We start from the raw sequence: 18363 nt of genomic DNA on the forward strand, positions 1-18363 counted from the left end.
TTTTGTTTATGCGGGATCATCATCTTTTTGATTTGACAAATCTGATGGAGGCCTGTCGCTACTCCATGCCCACCACGCACAACCACATTGGCAGTTGTAGAACTCCTGCCATTTACGACGATGTTCTTCGGAGATTACAGGCGATCGCCGATTGATCCAAACCTGTAATGCTTCTAAACTACTAGCACGGCAGCTAGGACAGCAAAATTTATATGCGTGAATTGCCTTACTTGTCCATTCAGGCGGGATGGGAGCAAAAGCGTCCATGCGTTAGGAGCCTTCCCGGCGAGAGATAAACCCGAATTAATATAGATCTGTTTGGCTAATATTTTTATAAATTCGTCTATTTTTTTACAACTCTTAATTATGGAGCCAAACCTCGAAATTCGGCGGTTATTAGATGTTATGCCTGCTTCTGGCAGAATGACCACCAAGATTGTCAGCAAACCAGAGCAAGCTCAGGTAATTGATGCTGCCTTTCCCTTACCTTGGAATCAAGATAGACCAATATATATTAATTTTGATTTGTGGAGCCGCTTGCCAAAACCACAACGAGATTTACTACTGTTACAGAAAGTTAGCTGGTTAACAGGGGTGAGGTGGTTTAAACCTAATATTTATCAAGGTGTGGTGCTGCTGGGATTATTGGCGGGATTAGTAGAGTCTTCACAGTCTGATGTAGTTGGTGTGGCTGTGGCTGGGGGACTAAGTGCGATCGCTTTCTGGCGCATCTGGCGCAACAACAAATCGACAGAATCAGAGTTAAATGCTGATGCAGCAGCGATTAAAATAGCCCAACGCCGGGGTTATTCCGAAACGGAAGCAGCCCAACATTTATTAGCTGCAATTGAAGCAGTAGCCAAGATACAAGGGAATCGTGGGTTAGAGTTTACCGAGTTAATTCGATGTCAAAATTTACGGGCGATCGCAGGTTTGTCTTCTGTGGGTATACCAGAGTTTTTTAACGCGGAGGAACGCTGAGATTAGCGCAGAGGTACGCTGAGGAGTTATTGACAATGATAAATTTTGTATTCGTAGCCATTAACTGGGGGTAAAGATTGGGTGTCGGTGGTACAGTTTTTAGTTTCTGCTGCTATGGGTGCGTGGAAATTCACTAACCACAGGTCAAAGGGTTTTGGTAGTGTCTTGAGAGTATTGTTAAGGGTAGTGGTTGAAGTATTTGGGTCTTTGTCTTGATGGGCGAGGAGAAACAGAAGCGATGGTGACGGTGAATCTTGGAGTTTCCATTCTCTGGCTATCCCCATCATTTCGCCAATTTGGACATGAGTAATTTGAGTAGTTGCAATCATGACGGGAACTTGGGATGTTTGTTTGACTAGTTGTAAAAATAGGTCAGGGCGGTAGTATTTTTGATAACCTAAATTACAAATAACAGTGATTGCACTACAAAATCCCATTAGCCAAACCAGGGCTACGGCTTTTTTGCCATTATTGTTTTGAGAATGCCAGCTAACTGCTAAACTTGCCGCTAATAAAACTATGACCGCCGGAAAATAAACAAAGTTATAACGTGCGCCTCTGGTTAAATCTATTCCCAGAAAATAAGTAAAGACAAAAAATAGAGCGATCGCACCTAAAACAAATCCACTCAAAACCTGAGTTTCTGGTTGTTGTAGTTGAACTTTTATCCCGCTAATTAATTTAGGTAAAAACCAAATAAAGAAAATTAGCATTACCAGCCCAGACAGAATGACGATTGCTATGTGTGGTGATTCTACTGGTAATAAAAAAAGCATTGTTACCCAAGCCGCAAAAGCCTGAAAAAGTGGGCTTATCCACTCCAAACCCTGACGCGGTTGTTGTATCCAATCGGTTAATTTATCACCATAACTATTCTGTAAAAATGCTGGTAGCCAAACTATACCTGATACGGCAGTACCAACAACAGCAGCATAGATTCGCCGCCACGGAGGAGATAGAAAAGTACGTTTTTGCCAAGCGAGGAAAATTAAAACTAAGGCTTCGCTGCACAGGGTAAGCACAAAAAAGTAATGACTGGCAATTCCGAAGGCGTTAATGACAACCCAACCAAGTGCTGTGGGGATGGGTAACTGTGTACGGTTGTGGATGTGGCGTGTAGCGATGATAAAGCAGGCGAGAGAAGCAATTACCCACAAAATTGCCAAAGTGTAATGACGTGCTTCTTGCGCCAGAAAGATAGCAAAGGGTGATATTGCCATGATGGCAGCAGCTAAATGTGCAATCAAGCGATCGCGAAAAGTTAGCCAACCCAAACCATAAATTGCGGGAATTGATGCCGCACCAAAAATTGCAGAGAGCGATCGCGCCCCCCATAATGAAACTAGACCCGCTTGTGTCGGAAATAACTGCATCCACCAATGCGCTAAGAAAAAATAAAGTGGCGGATGATTAGTTTCATGGCTCAAATGCGCCCAGACATCAGAAATATTAGCAGTTGCTTGTGGTTGTAGCGGTTGTAATAAGATATCAGGTGCGATCGCTTGATCTAAAGGTACTGGTAAAAAACTATTCCCCAAACTAAACACTAAAGTTGAAAATTCATCAGTCCAAGGGGGTTTTGCGGTTAAATTAGTTAAACGCAAGCCAAGACCAATAATTAACCAAACTAGTAACAGCAAAGGATGAAACCAGGGATGATTAACAACAGTCTGCCAATTCTTAGACTTCTGTTGGCGAGTAGAGATTGCATCTGATAAAGGTACGCGGCGGTTCGCCAAAGCAGGCAACAATAGGATCGCATCTTTGCAAAAATTCAATGCACCCCAAAAAAAAACTTTCATAGCCGCGTCATTCACAAGTCAATTTATAGTTATTTTGACTCCAATTGTAGATATATGTTCGCTGGCGAATCAAATTTTGTATTGTCGCTATTTCACATCAGTCACACGCCAACTCAGTTTTAAGTTCACCCAAAAATTCCAGACAGTAGCAACTGCGATCGCAATTAAGTTAGCAATATAACGGTTGGGAATCAAAAAATTAAACACCAAATTTAACACCAAGACGTTTATGAGTAATCCCGCCAAGCAAATAATATTGAACTTCACAAACCGCTTCAAGCGATGATGCCATTCTTGCTGCTGCATCGATACATCAGCGAATGTCCAAGCATCATTCCACAAAAAATTGTTGAAAATTGCAATTTCACCAGCAATTATCTTACTTCGCGTTAGGGGTAAAGCCAGAGTAGTCGGATCACTAAGTAAATAAAGTATTACCATATCCACAAATACACCACTTAGTCCTACAAGGCCAAAGCGGAGGAATCGACCGATGGGGAAATTGATTTGTTTATGGACTCGTCCTAAAATTCCCGTGGACAAGCGCAAACGGATTAAATGGTGGATGTATTCTACATATTGTTTCCATGTAACCTTACTTTCACCTTCTTTACGCTCGCAAAATACATAACCTACTTCGGTGATTTTCCCTACTTCTCCCCGACCAATTACTTCCAAAAGAATTTTGTATCCCACGGGATTGAGCGTTACATTGGCGATCGCACTCCGACGCACCATAAAATAACCACTCATAGGGTCGGAAACTCTACCTAACACATTAGGTAAAATAATCAATCCCAACAATTGCGCGCCACGGGATAAGAAACGCCTAACAACACTCCAACTGCTAACACCCCCGCCTTCTATATTCCGGCTGGCTACTGCTAAATCGGCTCCCTGTTCAATCCCATTTAACAATTGTTGTAAAACTTCTGGTGGATGCTGCAAATCTCCATCAATTACTCCTAAAATACTACCTCTTGCCGCCTGCCATCCACGAATCACCGCCGAAGATAAACCACGTTCTTCTTGACGACGCATCACCCGCAACTGTGGATAGTCTTCCGTCAGCGATTGCGCTACTTCCCAAGTGCGGTCTGGACTATCGTCATCTACTACAATCAGTTCGTAGTCTTCCGGTATATATTCATCTAATAACTGACTTAATATCCGGACAATACGTTGGATGTTGTCACGCTCTTTATAAGTCGGAATCACTAAAGAGAAATAGATTGCTTTACCACTACTGGGCAAAGGTGATTCAGGAATCTGTAATGAACCAGTCGGAACCATTAATAGGGATTGCGTTGAATTAAAGTTCATAGAAGAAATTTAACTTTGCAGTGACAGTCTGTATAAATTGGGTTAAATGTATGTACAATATGACACTATCCCATAAATACAAGCTGTTTTACTAAAAACTCAGCAGTCACAAATTTCTTGATTTATGATATCTCATTTGCTGATTCTGGCCTTTAATCAGCGTCAGTATTTTTTTCTTTATGTTTCTTAACTGGTTTATATGGAAACACCAAAATCATAATGAGAGATTAATTTATTCCCATTCCTTAGTATATATATTAATAATCAACTCATATACAGCAGATGGTTGCAGGGGAATGAGGTACAAATTTTCTTCAAAAAGCAATATCTTATTTGTCTATTTATTGAATGCATTTTAGAATATTTTTTTAGTTTAATACATAATTATATATAGCAGTCCTAAATAATTTGTGAAATTTAGATCACTCTCTTTCTTATTTATCATCTTGGCGTTCTTGGCGGTTCGTTGCTAAAAACTTAGTAGTTTAGAAAAAAACAAAGCCTAGTTTTAAATAATGTTCAATATATTCCAAAGAAAAAATTATTATTGGTTATTATTTTTAGGAGTTATTTTATTATTAGGTATCTTTTTCCGTTTCTTCAACCTCAATGAAAAAGTCTACTGGCACGATGAGGCTTATACTTCATTACGAATTTCAGGATACACTAAAGCAGAATTTGTTCACCAAGTATTTGATGGGCAAGTAATTGGTGTTAATTCTATACAGAAATATCAGCGTCCGAATTCCGAAAAAGGTGTAACTGATACTATCAATTCCTTGGCAGTGGATGATAGTCAGCATCCTCCACTATATTACGTGATGCTTAGATTATGGGTGCAAATTTTTGGCAATTCAATAATTGCAATCAGAAGTTTATCAGCCATTATTAGCTTGCTAGCTTTTCCTTGCATATATTGGCTATGTTTAGAACTATTTGAATCACCAAGAATTGCATTGACAAGCTTAGTAATTTTGGCAGTCTCCCCCTTGCATATTCTATATGCTCAAGAGGCTCGACAGTTCAGTTTATGGACAGTCACAATCTTGCTAGAGAGTGCTGTAATGTTAAGGGCAATAAGGCTTCGTCATCAGCTATGGTGGAGAGTTTATGCAGTTACAGTAGCACTCGGATTATATACATTTTTATTTTCTGGATTAGTGGCGATCGCTCATGGTATTTATATAATTGTTAGAGAACGTTTTCGATTTACCAAAACAATAAAAGCTTATTTAACAGCCACTAGTATTGGCTTAATAGCTTTTATCCCTTGGATTGTAGTTGTTATTAATAACTTAGAGCAAATTGATCAAACCACAGCCAGTGTCCAAACCAGACTATCCATTTCAAGTTTAGTTTCAGCTTGGCTGACTAATATTACTTATTTGTTTGGGGATTTTTGGCGTTATGAACCATTTTTTCCAGATTTGAATTTTCCTGGTTTGCGGCTGGGTAAGTTTTTAACTCCTTTGATCCTAATTTTAGTAATATATTCATTTTTATTTGTTTATCGTCAGGCATCACCAAGAGTTTGGTTATTTATTTTTATACTGAGTGGAGTAACTGGATTAGCACTCATATTGCCTGATGTGATTATTGGGGGTAAGCTCAGTTTTAGACCTAGATACTTTATGCCATCATATATAGGTATACAACTAGCTGTTAGTTACTTGTTAGCAACTCAAATTATGTCTGCTAACTTGATAACCCGGAAATTTTGGCAAATGATTCTAGTTATATTAGTTTGTATAGGAGTTTTATCTTGTAGCGTTAGCTCCCAAGCTGAGACATGGTGGAATAAAGGTAGTCATGCTAATCCCCAAATTGCTCGGATAATTAACAAAACTAATAAACCACTTTTGATTAGTAGCAATAATTCACTTAACATTGGTGATTTAATGTCATTAAGTCATCTGTTAAGTGAAAAAGTGCAAATCCAGTTAGTAATAGAGCCAAAAATGCCTCAAATTCCCAAGGGTTTTAGTCAGATATTTTTATATAACCCTTCTAAAGCATTTCAATCTAAACTTGAGGAAAAATATAAACTCAATCTGGCTGACAAACGCGGTAGACTTTGGCAAATAGAAAATAAAACTGAATGAGCGTCAACTATAACAATAGTATTCAGCACTACTGAAGTATTCTTGCAAAAATAGAAAGAGTAACGTTGTAATTAATGCCCTGTGAAGCTTAAAACTATTGATACTATTCTCAACCGTGTCCTCAGTGGGGATGATTTATCTCCTCAAGAGGGAGTATTTTTGTTAAAACAAACTGACCCAGAAGCGATCGCCGCGATTCGTAGCACAGCTGATCAACTCCGCTACACTCAAGCAGGTGATACTGTCACCTATATAATCAACCGCAATATTAACTTTACTAACATCTGCGAACAGCACTGTAGTTTTTGTGCATTCCGTCGAGATGATGGTGATCAGGATGCTTATTGGTTAAACTGGGGGCAAATTTTAGAAAAGTCCCAAGATGCAGTTAGGCGAGGGGCGACGGAAATCTGTATGCAAGGTGGATTAAACCCCCAAGCGCAAATTGACGGTAAATCTTTGCCATACTACCTCAAGCTAGTAGAAACCATCAAGCAAGAATTTCCGCATCTCCATTTACACGCCTTTTCTCCCCAAGAAGTGCAGTTTATTGCCAGAGTTGACGGACTTGAATATGCTGATGTCATAACTGCGTTGCGAGATGCTGGTGTCGGTTCTATGCCCGGTACAGCCGCCGAAGTGTTAGATGATGAAGTTAGAAAAGTTTTGTGTCCAGAAAAGATTGACACTGCAACTTGGTTAGAAATCGTCAGTACAACCCATAAATTAGGTTTACCCACCACTAGCACTATGTTGTCAGGACATATTGAAACTCCAGAACAGCAAATTGGGCATTTGGAAAAATTGCGATCGCTGCAACAAACTGCCATAGATAAAGGCTATCCAGCACGCATCACAGAGTTTATCTTGTTACCCTTTGTGGGTCAAGAAGCCCCGAAATCCTTACGTCGTCGTGTTGGGCGCGATCAACCAGTCTTAGCTGATGCTTTATTATTAGGGGCTGTAGCCCGAATTTACTTAGGTAATTGGATTCCTAACCATCAGCCCAGTTGGGTAAAGTTAGGGTTAGCTGGGGCGACAGAAGCCCTAACATGGGGATGCAACGATATCGGTGGCACGTTGATGGAAGAACACATTACTACAATGGCTGGTGCTGTGGGTGGTACTTGTATGGAAGTCGAAAGTTTGCAAACAGCGATCGCATCCTTAGGAAGACGTTACCAACAAAGAGATACTCTTTATCAAAAAGTGTGAAGAGTTAAGTACAAAATATAAATTTCTGTGCTGATTGTATCCTTTGTCAATCATCCTTCATCCTTCTCATGATCCCCAAGATACCAATCCAAGATAGGATGGACGTTGATTTACGTGTAGTTTCAGATAATGCATATGAAACGCTATTGGTCGCGTCTGCTTGCTTTGGTTTTGGTTTTAGCCATTGGCTTAATCGGCTGTTCTAGTCCTGATAGTTTAACAGGAGACTATCGCCAAGACACATTGACTGTAGTCAGTACCCTAAGAAAAGCCCTAGAAGTAACTGACGATTCACCAGATAAAGCAGCAATTCAATTAGAAGCGCGTCAAAAGATTAATGATTTTTCAGCCCGCTATCAACGGGCTGGCTCTACTACTGGTTTAAGTTCCTTTACAACCATGCGTACAGCTCTCAATTCCCTAGCGGGACACTACAGTTCTTACCCAAACCGTCCAGTTCCACAAAAACTCAAGACTCGTCTAGAACAGGAGTTTCAGCAGGTAGAGTCAGCACTGAAGCGTGGTGCTTAACTATTGCCTATCTCTTGCTTGGCAATTATAGCAATAGCCACTTTTGTTAGGACACTGGTACATGGATACAATCTGGACAGCAAAAGACTTTTAACTCTGTCACCTGTTACCTGTCCACTGCTATAAGAGTCCAGAGTGACACCTTTGGACTCTTGATTTAGTAATTTTTAACAAATAAAATCTCAGATTCAGATTTAAAATTTTAAATTTCAAAAAATTAAAAATTTAGCAACAGTAATGGGGGTTTGGGAGTCTCTAAAAAATAGGCTTTCCAGCCCCTATTTTTGGACTATATCATTTTATACACCCTGTCCCAATTCTGATTAATTGGGTTGACAATCAACTTGTACATCTACCTTCTAGCATGGCTCACCGTCCTTTAGAACCTGTAAGACCCAAATTATTTTGGCAACGCCTGTTAACTGTTGTTTTTAGCAGTAGCCTTTTAATACCCAACTTTATCAGCCAACCAGCACAGGCGCAGCTCAAAGAATATTGCCATTTATCAACAGCAGAAAGCCAAACAAAAGAAAAGTTGCGTTTGTCGGCACTTAAAGGCAATCAAGAAGCCCAAAAACGCTACCAACAGTTATTAAAACAGCACGCACAAGAATTAAAAGCTTGTCGTAGTCGTAATTGGCCAAACATCCAAGCGATATGGTTACGCCTGTATCCTTGTGACATTCAACCAGGGACAATTGACCAAATTATGGATCGAATGGTCAACCGTGGCTATAACCAAATTTATATAGAAACATTTTACGATGGGCAGGTACTACTACCTGTAAAAGATAACCCCACAGTTTGGCCTTCTGTTGTTCGTACTCCAGGGGCAGAAAACATTGATTTACTCTCTCTAGCAATCCAAAAAGGGCGAGAACGTGGGTTAAAGGTTTATGCCTGGATGTTTACCGCAAATTTTGGCTATACTTACGCTCAACGTCCAGATAGAGAGCCGGCGATCGCTCGCAATGGCAAGGGTCAAACAAGTTTATACGTTGTAGATAACAGTTCTCAAGTATTCATTGACCCCTACAATATGCAAGCCAAACGCGATTACTTCCAAATGGTACAGCAAGTGCTGCGCCGTCGTCCGGATGGTTTGCTATTTGATTATGTACGCTATCCACGGCAAACAGGTAGTAATTCCATTGCCACAAAAGTTTCAGATTTATGGTTATTTACGCCAGCCACTCAACAAGCTTTATTTCGCCGGGCTTTAAATTCTAAAGGGCTAGATTTGATTCGCCGATTTCTGAGTCAGGGATATATAACCGTAGCAGATATAGATCAAGTTGATAAACTTTATCCTCAAGAAGGGGAACCTATGTGGCAAGGACGCATTATACCACCACAACAAAAAGCTCTCCTATCTGCAACTGATAGGCAACCAATTTTGCAGATTGAATTGTGGCAGTTAATGGTTGCCCATGCCATGCAAGGTATTCTTGATTTTGTAGCTGTAGCTAGTTACCCAGCACAACAGTTAAAAATTACCTCTGGTGCGGTGTTTTTTCCAGACGGAAACCAAATGGTAGGGCAAGGATATGATTCCCGCTTGCAACCTTGGGATAGATTTCCCAGTACGATGGAGTGGCATCCGATGGCCTATGCAACTTGCAGTAACACTAACTGTATTGCCGAGCAAGTGCAACGAGTTATCAGTATGGCACAACCAGGCACAAAGATTATTCCAGCTTTAGCAGGCACATGGGGACAATCAGTTAGCAACCGTCCATCACTAGAAGCACAAATGCAGGCATTACGCCCATTTGCTTCTCAATTGAAAGGAGTTAGTCATTTTGCTTATTCTTGGCAATACCCTGAGCATGATGGCGATCGCAAATTCTGTAGAGTTCGTTAAAAAAGTCAGGCAGGGAAATTTTGCCTCATAGATTTATTTCTGTAGGACTTACGCATAAATTGAGCTTTTGGCAATTTATGCGTAAGTCCGGTTCTGTTTAAATTTTGTTGGCTGAACAAATGTTTGCTCACTCTACAAATTGGCTAAATGATTCCATTTGTAACTAGAAGTGTGCGTTATTTAAGCTTGCTTTCGTAGCCTCTCTAAATTCTGTTGATGTAATTGGGGAAAGTTTTCTAAGTCCTCTATCGATTGCGGTGCTGGGAAGATAACAGCGTCTTCCGAGGTAAATCTATCTAGATAAGTTTGAAAAGCTTCATCATCTTCTCTATGGTCGAGAATATACTGCCGTAATTCTGCACGGGACATTGTTGTAAAATCTGGTTTACTCATAAATATCTCCACTTCCCGTTTGGATAAATTATCATCTCGTGTTCTTCACCAGCGATAATCACAATATTTTTTGTTCGTTCATCTATTCTCACCAAAAATACTGGCAGATACATTTTGGTAGCCCAAAAACTTAAGATAAATAGTGTTTTTAATTGTTCTACGGTAGGCATAGCTAAATTATTAGAACTGGTTAGTTACTTCGTCTCCATCCAGTTTTCCCCCGCACGTACATCTACCAGTAACGGCACACTCAAAGAAACTGCCTCTTCCATCACAGATTTAATTTGTGGCTGCAATTCTTCCCATTCTTGGGGAGCCACTTCAAACACCAATTCATCGTGAACTTGCAATAACAAACGTGATTGATATTGTTTTAATACCTCATGCAATCTCACCATTGCGATTTTGATAATATCCGCGCTCGAACCTTGAATTGGCGCATTAGCTGCTGCTCTCAATAACCCTGCATCGTAAGCACCTAAACCTTTCAATTTACTTAAGTCAATGTCTTGAGGTTTGTTACCTTTGAACTTACGTAAACTATTGCTTGTAAAGTCAAAATAACGGCGACGACCGAGAATAGTTTCTACATATCCTTGGGCGATCGCTTGTTTTTTTACTCCCTCTAAATAGGCAAAGACTTTAGAATATCGTTCATTAAATCGCTTAATAAACTCGTTAGCAATATTCTTATCTATCCCGGTTGAGCGCGAAAATCTTACCGACCCCATACCATAAATTACGCCAAAATTAATTGTCTTAGCAATTCTTCTTTCATCGGCTGTAATATCCTCTTTTTCAAATACCAACCGAGCCGTAACTGTATGAATATCTTCATTTTGTTGATACGCTTGCACCAATACAGGTTCTTGGCTCAAATGTGCCAAAATTCTTAACTCAATTTGTGAGTAATCAGCAGCTACCATTAACCAGCCTGTTTCTGGTAAAAATGCCTTGCGAATTTGCCGACTAAAAGCAGTTCTAATGGGTATATTTTGTAAATTAGGATTGGAAGAAGATAATCGACCAGTTGATGTTGCCGTTTGGTTAAAGTCGGTATGCACTCGCTGAGTATCTTGACGTACTAGTGCTGGCAAGGCATCTACATAAGTGGACTTTAATTTTGATAAAGTGCGGTACTCAATTATTGCGTCAATAAACTCATTACCCTCATAAACCTGCTGGAGCTTTTCTAAAGTTGCTGCATCTGTAGAATAACCAGTTTGAATCTTGCGTGAATATTTGGTGTCTAGTCCCAACTTTTCAAACAATATTTGACTTAATTTTTTAGGAGAACCTAAGTTAAATTTTTCTCCTGCTATTTCAGTGGCTTTCTCTTCTAATCGTTTTAAATCTATTTCTAACTGTTGCGAGAGTTCTTTTAGATAATCTGAATTAATCCGAACACCTGTGTATTCCATCTCCGCCAGAACTGCTTCTAACGGTTGTTCCACCGTTGTTAATAACGTAGTTAATTCTGAGTATTTATCCAGTTCTTCGCGCAACTTCGGCACTAATTGCCATGTAGCATTAACTTGTAAACAGCAATAATTTGCTACAGTCGCAATATCTATATCAGCAATAGTTTTGCCTTTAGGAACTAAATCTATATAATTTTGAATCGTTAACCCCAAGTAACGCAACGCCAAATCACTTAAGTTATGACTTGTATCAGGATTTAAAACATAACTGGCCAGCATAGGGTCAAACACAATACCCGCTAAATTAAGTCCTTGACAGCGAAAAACTAAGCGGTCAAATTTGCCATTCTGAAATGACTTAGGATAATCAGCACTTTCTAAAATTGGACGTAGTGCTGCAAGTGCTAATTCTTTATCTAAATTTTCGCCATTCTTATGCGCCAAAGGAATATAAGCTGATTCATCAGGCTGCGTTCCCCAACAACAACCAATCCCTACTAAATCTGCGTCTCGTGGTTCTAAGTCGCTGGTTTCAGTATCCCAAGCCACAGGTGTTGCTGGGTCAGTAAATTTTTTCAACAAACTCACCAACTGGGTAAGTTTGTCTTCGGTATCAATTATTTGTGGTTGAATTTCTAAAACAGGTTGCTGTTGAAATGTGTCTGTTTCATCAGCAGTGAAAAACGATAAATCATTGTCTTCTTGGTCAATGTTAAATGTCTCTGTACTCTCTTCTGTTACAGATGTTTCTTCTACTGTGCCACCAAATTTCTGTTGCAGTTCGTTGATTTTTTTTAAAAAAGTAGTAAATTCTAGTTTCTCTAAAATTGGAGTGAGGATACTTGTATCAAATCCTGTTAATTTACAATTTTCTAAATCAACCTCTAGCGGTACATCTACAACTATTCTTGCCAAATATTGAGATTTTTTAGCATCCTCTTCACCTTCGGCTAATTTTTTTTGAGTTGCACCTTTGATTTTATCTAGTGCAGTATAAATATTTTCTAAAGAACCATAGGTACTCAACAGTTGCACTGCTGTTTTGTCCCCTATGCCTCTAACGCCAGGAATGTTATCTGATTTATCGCCACAAAGAGCCTTATAATCAACAATTTGGGTTGGTAATACGCCTAATTTTTCTTTGACTTGTTCTGTACTAAATTCTGAGATGCTATTTGTAGCACGTTTAAGTGCATCTGGACTAAAGTTTAAAACTGTAATTTCTTTATCTGGGTCAATCAGTTGAAATAAATCGCGATCGCCTGTGAGAATCTTCACTTTATATCCCGCAGCCGTGGCTTTTTGTGCTAAAGTCCCTAACACATCATCGGCTTCGTAACCAGGCGCAGTAAAAATTTTTAAGTTTAAACCTTCAAGTAACTCGTGCAAATTTTTTAAATCAGGGACAAAATCTTCTGGTGTCCCTGGACGGTCAGCCTTATAGGTATCGTCAGCTTCATGGCGAAAAGTTGGTAAACCCAAATCAAACGCGATCGCCATTGCTTGTGGCTGCTGTGTAGCCATGACTTCTAATAAAGACTTCAAGAAGCCAAAACATACACTCGTAGGTATTCCCGCCTGAGTTCGTAATCCCCCGTCTCGTCCTTTGGCGAAAGCAAAGTAAGAACGATAAGCTAAGGAGTGTCCATCTACTAAGATGAACGTGGGACGTGTTGTGGTTATAGAAGCAGAAGTTTCAGACATAGCCATATTGTAGCCAGAAGCTCTCGCCACCGAACGGATGTAATTTCAAATGCTTGTTCAGCATACCAACTATAATTACAACCCACATCAAGCTTATATTGTATAAACAGTCAACAGTATATCAGTATATTTGTATAACCCAGTGCAGATAGATGCTAAATATAAAAAATTAAGTAATTTTTATTTAGACTGCTCTCTAGTGTTATCTAAACTGAACAGCTTAACCTTGATCAAAGTTTATATACACTTTTTAAAATCTGATTTTTTCAGATGTTTTCGTTATCAAAGCTTTAAATAAAATTAAGTAGTTCTATCAAGCCTATCATTGGAATTTCAGAGTTAAAAATAGGTTAGCAATCTTGTGATCATCCAGTTCGATAATTCAATTCCCATGACAACAAAACTACTTCAAACTCTAGCTGCTGCTACAACCTTAGCAGGTATTGTTGCTACCACTGGCGCAGCAAATGCAGCCTCTATTTCATACACTGGTTCTACAAACTATATTCAAACAGACTTTGATGGCGAACTACTCAGCCTCACAAAATTTAACTCGGCTCTTGGCACACTGAAAGGTGTCACATTAGGATTCACTGGTGACATTACTGGAGATGGAAGTTTAAAAAATAAAAACACCAATCCTAATAATACTGCTAATTTAACAGTGCATCTTACTAGTGACCTCGACTTAAAACTTAAGGAAACTGATCAATCTCTCTTAGCACTTAATGTCAGTACCAATACTGGTAGTTACTCCCTCAAAGGGCAACAAACAACAAATATTCAAACTTTAACTGGTACTCAGTCTGCTACACAAAACTACACTCTTGGTAGTAATTTATTCAGCTCTTTCATTGGCAGTGGCGACTTGGATCTTTTATTCTCTGCTACAGCTAAGTCAGTACTGACAGGCTCAGGTAATATCTTGGCAGATATCAATACCTTTGCTAGAGCAAACGTCACAGTCACCTATGACTACGACCCAGCTAAGTCAGTACCCGAACCTTCTACTGTAATTGGTATGGGTTTATTCGCAGGAATTGGCTTATTATCACAACGCAAAAAAAGCTTGTTCAAGGCTTCTAACTAACACGCTTAATACACACTTAGGTAATTTATACAAGGTAATTGCCTAAAAAACTTTTCATAATTTCAACTTACCAAAAGAATAGCTTTTTATTTTTTATGGAGAACTCAGACTGTTAATCTGGGTTTTTTTATTTTGTGTACAAAATTTAGTAATTCTCTCTGCTGTTTAGTAGTATTAAAAACAAAAAGATATGGTATTAAATGTATCCACTGTTTCCTTCAGCCTGTTAACCTCTTATTTACTAGGAGTTGAAACCTTGGGGATTTATGTATCAAGCATCTGCCGCTAACTTAGCATCTACTGAGAATCAAGCTATAGCCACACAAGACATTAAGTTATTGGTTTTAGATATAGATGGCACAATTGCTGGAGAGTCTAATACTTTAAGCACAGCTGTTAAACAAGCGATCGCAGCAGTGCAAGCTAAGGGAATTCAAGTAGCGATCGCTACTGGACGGATGTATCGTTCCGCCTTACGCTTTCACGAGGAAATTGCTTCTAACTTACCTTTAGCAGCTTATCAAGGAGCCTGGATTCAAGACCCAGCCAACCAGACAATACACTGTCATTTGCCTGTTGGTAAAGAAATAGCACACCAATTACTAGACTATTTTGAACAACCACAATGGCGATCGCTTCTCTCTATCCACTTCTACATCAACGATGAGCTTTATGTGCGCGAGTTAACGAGAGAAACCACAATATATGCACAACGTTCAGGAATTACGCCCATTCCTGTAGGAGATTTGCGCCAAGTCTTAACCGACAATGAACCAACAAAGGTTTTAGCTTTGTGCGATGACACAGATGCGATCAACAAACTACTTGGTAATTTACGCCGCCAGTACACACCCGCAGAACTTTATTTAACAACCTCTGTGGCTACATTCTTTGAAGCTACAAATCCCTCTGTCAATAAAGGAGTTGCTGCACGTTATTTTGCTGAAGAACTCCTGGGTTTACAAAGAAATAACGTTATGGCTATTGGTGATAATTTCAATGATTTAGAAATGCTGGAATACGCTGGCATTGGTGTAGCTATGGGGAATGCACCAACAGATGTAAAAGCGATCGCCCAGTGGGTAGCCCCTAGCGTAGAGAAAGATGGAGCCGCAGTAGCGATCAAAAAATTCTTACTATCTTAAAAAGATTCTGTTCAATTTCGTCTGAGCTATGAAATCAGAAAGAGCACCGACGACTGGCCGTGTTTCGTCTCGGTGCTCTTGCTGGTTCGCTCCTCACACAACTGAAAGTATAGTTGAAGCACTTCTATACGTCAATAGTTGTAATAAAAATTGTTATATCTTCCCTCAGAAACACTACTGATGAATAATCTGCAAATAAATTAAAGAGGCTAGGGTCTAAGTGTTAGAGGCTAGAAAGTATTATTTTTTACTAAATATTCAAATAACTAGTAACAAATCTTTTCTAGCCTCTAGTCTCTACCCTAGCCCCTATTTTCAAGCCAATTCATAACTCTAAAGGAGCAAAACTCCCTAGTTTTTCTAATAGTAAAACCTGAAGTAACCGCCCAGTAGCCATTACTAAACCTAGTCTTGCTTGAGCTAATTCTGGCGATGTAGTTTTGATCTCATCCCAAATGCGACATTGAGACCAAAAATTTTCAAAAGCCCGACTCAACCCCAGCGCAGCTTTTTGCCAGTTAATTGTCTCACTTACATCAGAACACACCAAATCATCAACTATTTGCACTAACTGAGCAATTAAATACCCTTCGGTTGGGTGATAGAGACGGAGTTGGTTGTCATTGTTTAGCCAAGGTATTGGCTGGGGAAATTCTAACTGCCAAACTTCTAGGCCATTAATTGGCACTTCCTTAAGTTTGATCAATCCTTCCTGGTGAGCCAGTCGCAGTAATGAAAAGCAGCGCGCATGGGCGTATTGAACAGCAAACAGGTTTAAAAGATTTTGATTTTTAGAGTTTGGTTTCTGGTTGGTATTTTCACTTATCTCCATTTTTTCATCTTGTATTGCACAGGCGATCGCCAAATTTTGTAGCCAAGTTGCCAAGCAAGGATGGGTTAATTCTAAATAAATCAAGCCAGGCGGCACAATTTTGACATTCACAACTTCGCCACTGGTCGCTGATAATTGAGTGCCGATACCATTGGCTATCTCCATAGTCATGGAATTATGAGATTTTGATAAATGTTGGGCCACCCCTGAGATATAGAAAATTTTGCGATTATCTCTACCTTTGTAGAGAAGATTTTTTTTAACTTCTATGCTTTGTTGTTTTGGCTTTTGAGTATAAGTACTTACAGCGTTAAGTAAAATGCTGTATAATAAGCGTTTGATTGATGTGTATTTGCTTACTAGTAGCCAACTATGCACTTAGTCTGATATAAATAGTTTTTTATTACCAAATAAGAAATTATGTGTCATCTTCCTTAAGGAAGAAGTTTAATTTATATAAAGAAAAATGAGAAGAGGATAAAATTTAATGAATATTCAATGAATAGTAAGTAAACTTTACTACCATCATTGTACAGTAAGAAGTATAACAAAAGAGTAGGGGCAAAATTGCTTTACTACTCTTTGGATGGCTGGCGCTGTTAGGCGTTAAGCCTACCCGTCAACACAAAGACACTCCTTGCACCTTGTTTTATAACGTCTTTGTCTTCAGCCGAACGCTCTTTGTTACCTATGCAATCTCCATCCTCCTTTTCTGAGGCATCACGCCCTTTTCTGACTTGGCAACGGATTCTTGATTGGGCTCAAGAACACTACCGCTGCCGCACCTTTAGCAAAGATGAACGCATTCCCGCTAGACCAGGATTGCTTTATTTAGTGCAGAGAGGTGCAATCCGTATGGTAGGCACTGCTCAAGTGAGTGCTACTGCCAGTCAGCTAACATCTCGACGCATTAATAGAACTCCAGAAGAAGCATTCTTGGGTTTTGTTGGCGCGGGACAACCGTTTGAAATTGTTGCTCAGTCACCGTTTACGCTTCAGTCATACGCTCACGTTGATCAAACTGCGGTACTGTGGATGTACTGGCATGATTTAGATAATTGGCCTCACTTCCGCCGTGAAGTTATGGATGCCTTTAGGTACCAGCATCAACGTAAATTACTTTGGCTAAGTGCTTTGGGTCAACGACGCACAATTGACCGTCTTTTAGGATTCCTTACATTGTTGATTGAGGAATATGGCGAACCAGCAATGAGTGAAACTGACCCAGATGTAATTCGTGGCTATTGTCTACCTTTCCCTCTCACTCATGCCCAAATTGGTAGCGCGATCGGTTCAACTCGTGTTACTGTTACTCGCTTAATGGGTAAGTTACGGCAACGTGGCTTAATCTTGACTCAAGGTGATAATCTCATTTGCTTGCCAGCAGAATCGATTAATAGAGCCAGCTAAGGCGCGTTTAGACTGCCTGTAATGGCATCTGTCAGCTCTTGACCCCGATTTATCATCAGTAAGTTGGCGCAGCAACACCTTCTTGCTGTTGGGTTTAACCAATCTGTTTGACCACCACAAACAGATTGTGTGTCATCGGGTATTTTACTTAACGAAAAAGTCTCTGCGTGAAGTTTGTTTTTTTGACAACATATTCACAAAGTAAGGCAAATAGTTCCTGGTTAAGGACTTTTTTGATTGTTCTTGCTTCTCAACAGCAAAAACTAATTTGAAAATTGTAGAGGGGTAATTTTGAGGCAAAAGCGTGGGTAGATGCCACGGTAAAGTTTGGTTAGTTTAGGATACAAACTCAAAATCAGAGTCAAACAATTTGAGATGTTGAATTTTGGATTGGATAATTACTCAATCTAAAATTTAGGATTCAGTGAACCATAAACCAAAAAAACCTAAAGTCAGCAATCTCAAACCTAAAATTGGCACGGTTAAAAGTATTGGTTGCCTAAGCTCGAAATCGTCTGTTTTGTGGTTGTCAGGGGTGTACTAAAATATA

At 39.5% G+C, this 18363-nt stretch carries 15 protein-coding genes; 8 read left to right on the forward strand and 7 right to left on the reverse strand.

Annotation, left to right across the window (positions count from 1 at the left end):
• Positions 1–6 precede the first annotated feature (6 nt).
• Positions 7–267: a hypothetical protein gene (locus H6G76_RS08810; protein WP_190698538.1), complete on the reverse strand. Its 261-nt coding sequence runs from the start codon at positions 265–267 to the stop codon at positions 7–9.
• 99 nt (positions 268–366) lie between these two features.
• Here H6G76_RS08810 and H6G76_RS08815 point away from each other — a divergent pair, with 99 nt between their 5' ends.
• Positions 367–981 carry a DUF3318 domain-containing protein gene (locus tag H6G76_RS08815; RefSeq protein ID WP_190698540.1) on the forward strand — a complete coding sequence of 205 codons (615 nt, stop codon included), beginning with the start codon at positions 367–369 and terminating at the stop codon, positions 979–981.
• A gap of 26 nt (positions 982–1007) precedes the next feature.
• Here the strand turns inward: H6G76_RS08815 and H6G76_RS08820 are convergent, their stop codons facing one another.
• Together H6G76_RS08820 and H6G76_RS08825 are read right to left on the reverse strand one after the other, a co-directional pair.
• Positions 1008–2783 (reverse strand): glycosyltransferase, encoded by a 1776-nt coding sequence (locus H6G76_RS08820; protein ID WP_242056350.1) that lies wholly within the window; start codon positions 2781–2783, stop codon positions 1008–1010.
• Between the two features lie 87 nt (positions 2784–2870).
• A complete protein-coding gene (locus H6G76_RS08825) occupies positions 2871–4106 on the reverse strand; it encodes a glycosyltransferase (protein WP_190698543.1) in 1236 nt (411 codons plus the stop codon).
• Positions 4107–4621: 515 nt separating this feature from the next.
• Here H6G76_RS08825 and H6G76_RS08830 point away from each other — a divergent pair.
• The 4 genes from H6G76_RS08830 (at position 4622) to H6G76_RS08845 (ending at position 9818) form a co-directional block, all read left to right on the forward strand.
• On the forward strand, positions 4622–6208 hold the full coding sequence (locus tag H6G76_RS08830) for a glycosyltransferase family 39 protein (RefSeq protein WP_190698546.1): 1587 nt from the start codon (positions 4622–4624) through the stop codon (positions 6206–6208).
• An 81-nt stretch (positions 6209–6289) separates the two neighbouring features.
• Complete coding sequence (gene cofH, locus H6G76_RS08835) at positions 6290–7423, forward strand: 7,8-didemethyl-8-hydroxy-5-deazariboflavin synthase subunit CofH (protein WP_190698549.1); 1134 nt, start codon at positions 6290–6292, stop codon at positions 7421–7423.
• A gap of 135 nt (positions 7424–7558) precedes the next feature.
• Positions 7559–7954 (forward strand): photosystem II protein Psb27, encoded by a 396-nt coding sequence (gene psb27 / locus H6G76_RS08840; RefSeq protein ID WP_190698552.1) that lies wholly within the window; start codon positions 7559–7561, stop codon positions 7952–7954.
• Positions 7955–8318: 364 nt separating this feature from the next.
• Entirely contained in the window at positions 8319–9818 is a 1500-nt protein-coding gene (locus tag H6G76_RS08845; protein ID WP_190698555.1) for a family 10 glycosylhydrolase, read from the forward strand.
• Positions 9819–9998: 180 nt separating this feature from the next.
• Here the strand turns inward: H6G76_RS08845 and H6G76_RS08850 are convergent, their stop codons facing one another.
• Genes H6G76_RS08850 through polA form a run of 3 tightly spaced genes read right to left on the reverse strand, consistent with a single transcriptional unit; the run spans position 9999 to position 13336 of the window.
• The gene (locus H6G76_RS08850) at positions 9999–10211 is read right to left on the reverse strand and encodes a DUF6887 family protein (protein ID WP_190698559.1); all 213 of its coding nucleotides are present in this window, start codon (positions 10209–10211) and stop codon (positions 9999–10001) included.
• Positions 10208–10381, reverse strand: coding sequence for a DUF6888 family protein (locus H6G76_RS08855; RefSeq protein WP_190698886.1), 174 nt, complete (start codon positions 10379–10381; stop codon positions 10208–10210). Before H6G76_RS08855 ends, H6G76_RS08850 begins: the two co-directional genes overlap by 4 nt.
• A gap of 24 nt (positions 10382–10405) precedes the next feature.
• Positions 10406–13336, reverse strand: a complete 2931-nt coding sequence (polA, locus tag H6G76_RS08860) for a DNA polymerase I (protein ID WP_190698561.1) — start codon at positions 13334–13336, stop codon at positions 10406–10408.
• Between the two features lie 391 nt (positions 13337–13727).
• Between polA and H6G76_RS08865 the strand changes: the two genes are divergently transcribed.
• Positions 13728–14426, forward strand: a complete 699-nt coding sequence (locus H6G76_RS08865) for a choice-of-anchor E domain-containing protein (protein WP_190698564.1) — start codon at positions 13728–13730, stop codon at positions 14424–14426.
• A 266-nt stretch (positions 14427–14692) separates the two neighbouring features.
• Positions 14693–15571, forward strand: coding sequence for a Cof-type HAD-IIB family hydrolase (locus tag H6G76_RS08870; RefSeq protein ID WP_190698567.1), 879 nt, complete (start codon positions 14693–14695; stop codon positions 15569–15571).
• A gap of 325 nt (positions 15572–15896) precedes the next feature.
• Here H6G76_RS08870 and H6G76_RS08875 read toward each other — a convergent pair whose 3' ends face one another.
• Positions 15897–16574 carry a DALR anticodon-binding domain-containing protein gene (locus H6G76_RS08875; protein ID WP_313934757.1) on the reverse strand — a complete coding sequence of 226 codons (678 nt, stop codon included), beginning with the start codon at positions 16572–16574 and terminating at the stop codon, positions 15897–15899.
• Positions 16575–17093: 519 nt separating this feature from the next.
• Here H6G76_RS08875 and H6G76_RS08880 point away from each other — a divergent pair.
• Positions 17094–17813 carry a Crp/Fnr family transcriptional regulator gene (locus H6G76_RS08880; RefSeq protein WP_011318554.1) on the forward strand — a complete coding sequence of 240 codons (720 nt, stop codon included), beginning with the start codon at positions 17094–17096 and terminating at the stop codon, positions 17811–17813.
• Positions 17814–18363: the final 550 nt, after the last annotated feature.

This window comes from Nostoc sp. FACHB-152, from assembly GCF_014697475.1.
GTDB lineage: Bacteria > Cyanobacteriota > Cyanobacteriia > Cyanobacteriales > Nostocaceae > Nostoc_B.

What these genes read in the sequence shown, in the direction of transcription:
- H6G76_RS08825 (WP_190698543.1), bottom strand. Translation starts at nt 4,106, where the DNA reads ATGAACTTTAATTCAACGCAATCCCTATTAATGGTTCCGACTGGTTCA.
- H6G76_RS08845 (WP_190698555.1), top strand. Translation starts at nt 8,319, where the DNA reads ATGGCTCACCGTCCTTTAGAACCTGTAAGACCCAAATTATTTTGGCAA.
- psb27 (WP_190698552.1), top strand. Translation starts at nt 7,559, where the DNA reads ATGAAACGCTATTGGTCGCGTCTGCTTGCTTTGGTTTTGGTTTTAGCC.
- H6G76_RS08850 (WP_190698559.1), bottom strand. Translation starts at nt 10,211, where the DNA reads ATGAGTAAACCAGATTTTACAACAATGTCCCGTGCAGAATTACGGCAG.
- H6G76_RS08830 (WP_190698546.1), top strand. Translation starts at nt 4,622, where the DNA reads ATGTTCAATATATTCCAAAGAAAAAATTATTATTGGTTATTATTTTTA.
- H6G76_RS08810 (WP_190698538.1), bottom strand. Translation starts at nt 267, where the DNA reads ATGGACGCTTTTGCTCCCATCCCGCCTGAATGGACAAGTAAGGCAATT.
- H6G76_RS08855 (WP_190698886.1), bottom strand. Translation starts at nt 10,381, where the DNA reads ATGCCTACCGTAGAACAATTAAAAACACTATTTATCTTAAGTTTTTGG.
- polA (WP_190698561.1), bottom strand. Translation starts at nt 13,336, where the DNA reads ATGTCTGAAACTTCTGCTTCTATAACCACAACACGTCCCACGTTCATC.
- H6G76_RS08815 (WP_190698540.1), top strand. Translation starts at nt 367, where the DNA reads ATGGAGCCAAACCTCGAAATTCGGCGGTTATTAGATGTTATGCCTGCT.
- H6G76_RS08820 (WP_242056350.1), bottom strand. Translation starts at nt 2,783, where the DNA reads ATGAAAGTTTTTTTTTGGGGTGCATTGAATTTTTGCAAAGATGCGATC.
- H6G76_RS08880 (WP_011318554.1), top strand. Translation starts at nt 17,094, where the DNA reads ATGCAATCTCCATCCTCCTTTTCTGAGGCATCACGCCCTTTTCTGACT.
- H6G76_RS08870 (WP_190698567.1), top strand. Translation starts at nt 14,693, where the DNA reads ATGTATCAAGCATCTGCCGCTAACTTAGCATCTACTGAGAATCAAGCT.
- H6G76_RS08875 (WP_313934757.1), bottom strand. Translation starts at nt 16,574, where the DNA reads ATGACTATGGAGATAGCCAATGGTATCGGCACTCAATTATCAGCGACC.
- H6G76_RS08865 (WP_190698564.1), top strand. Translation starts at nt 13,728, where the DNA reads ATGACAACAAAACTACTTCAAACTCTAGCTGCTGCTACAACCTTAGCA.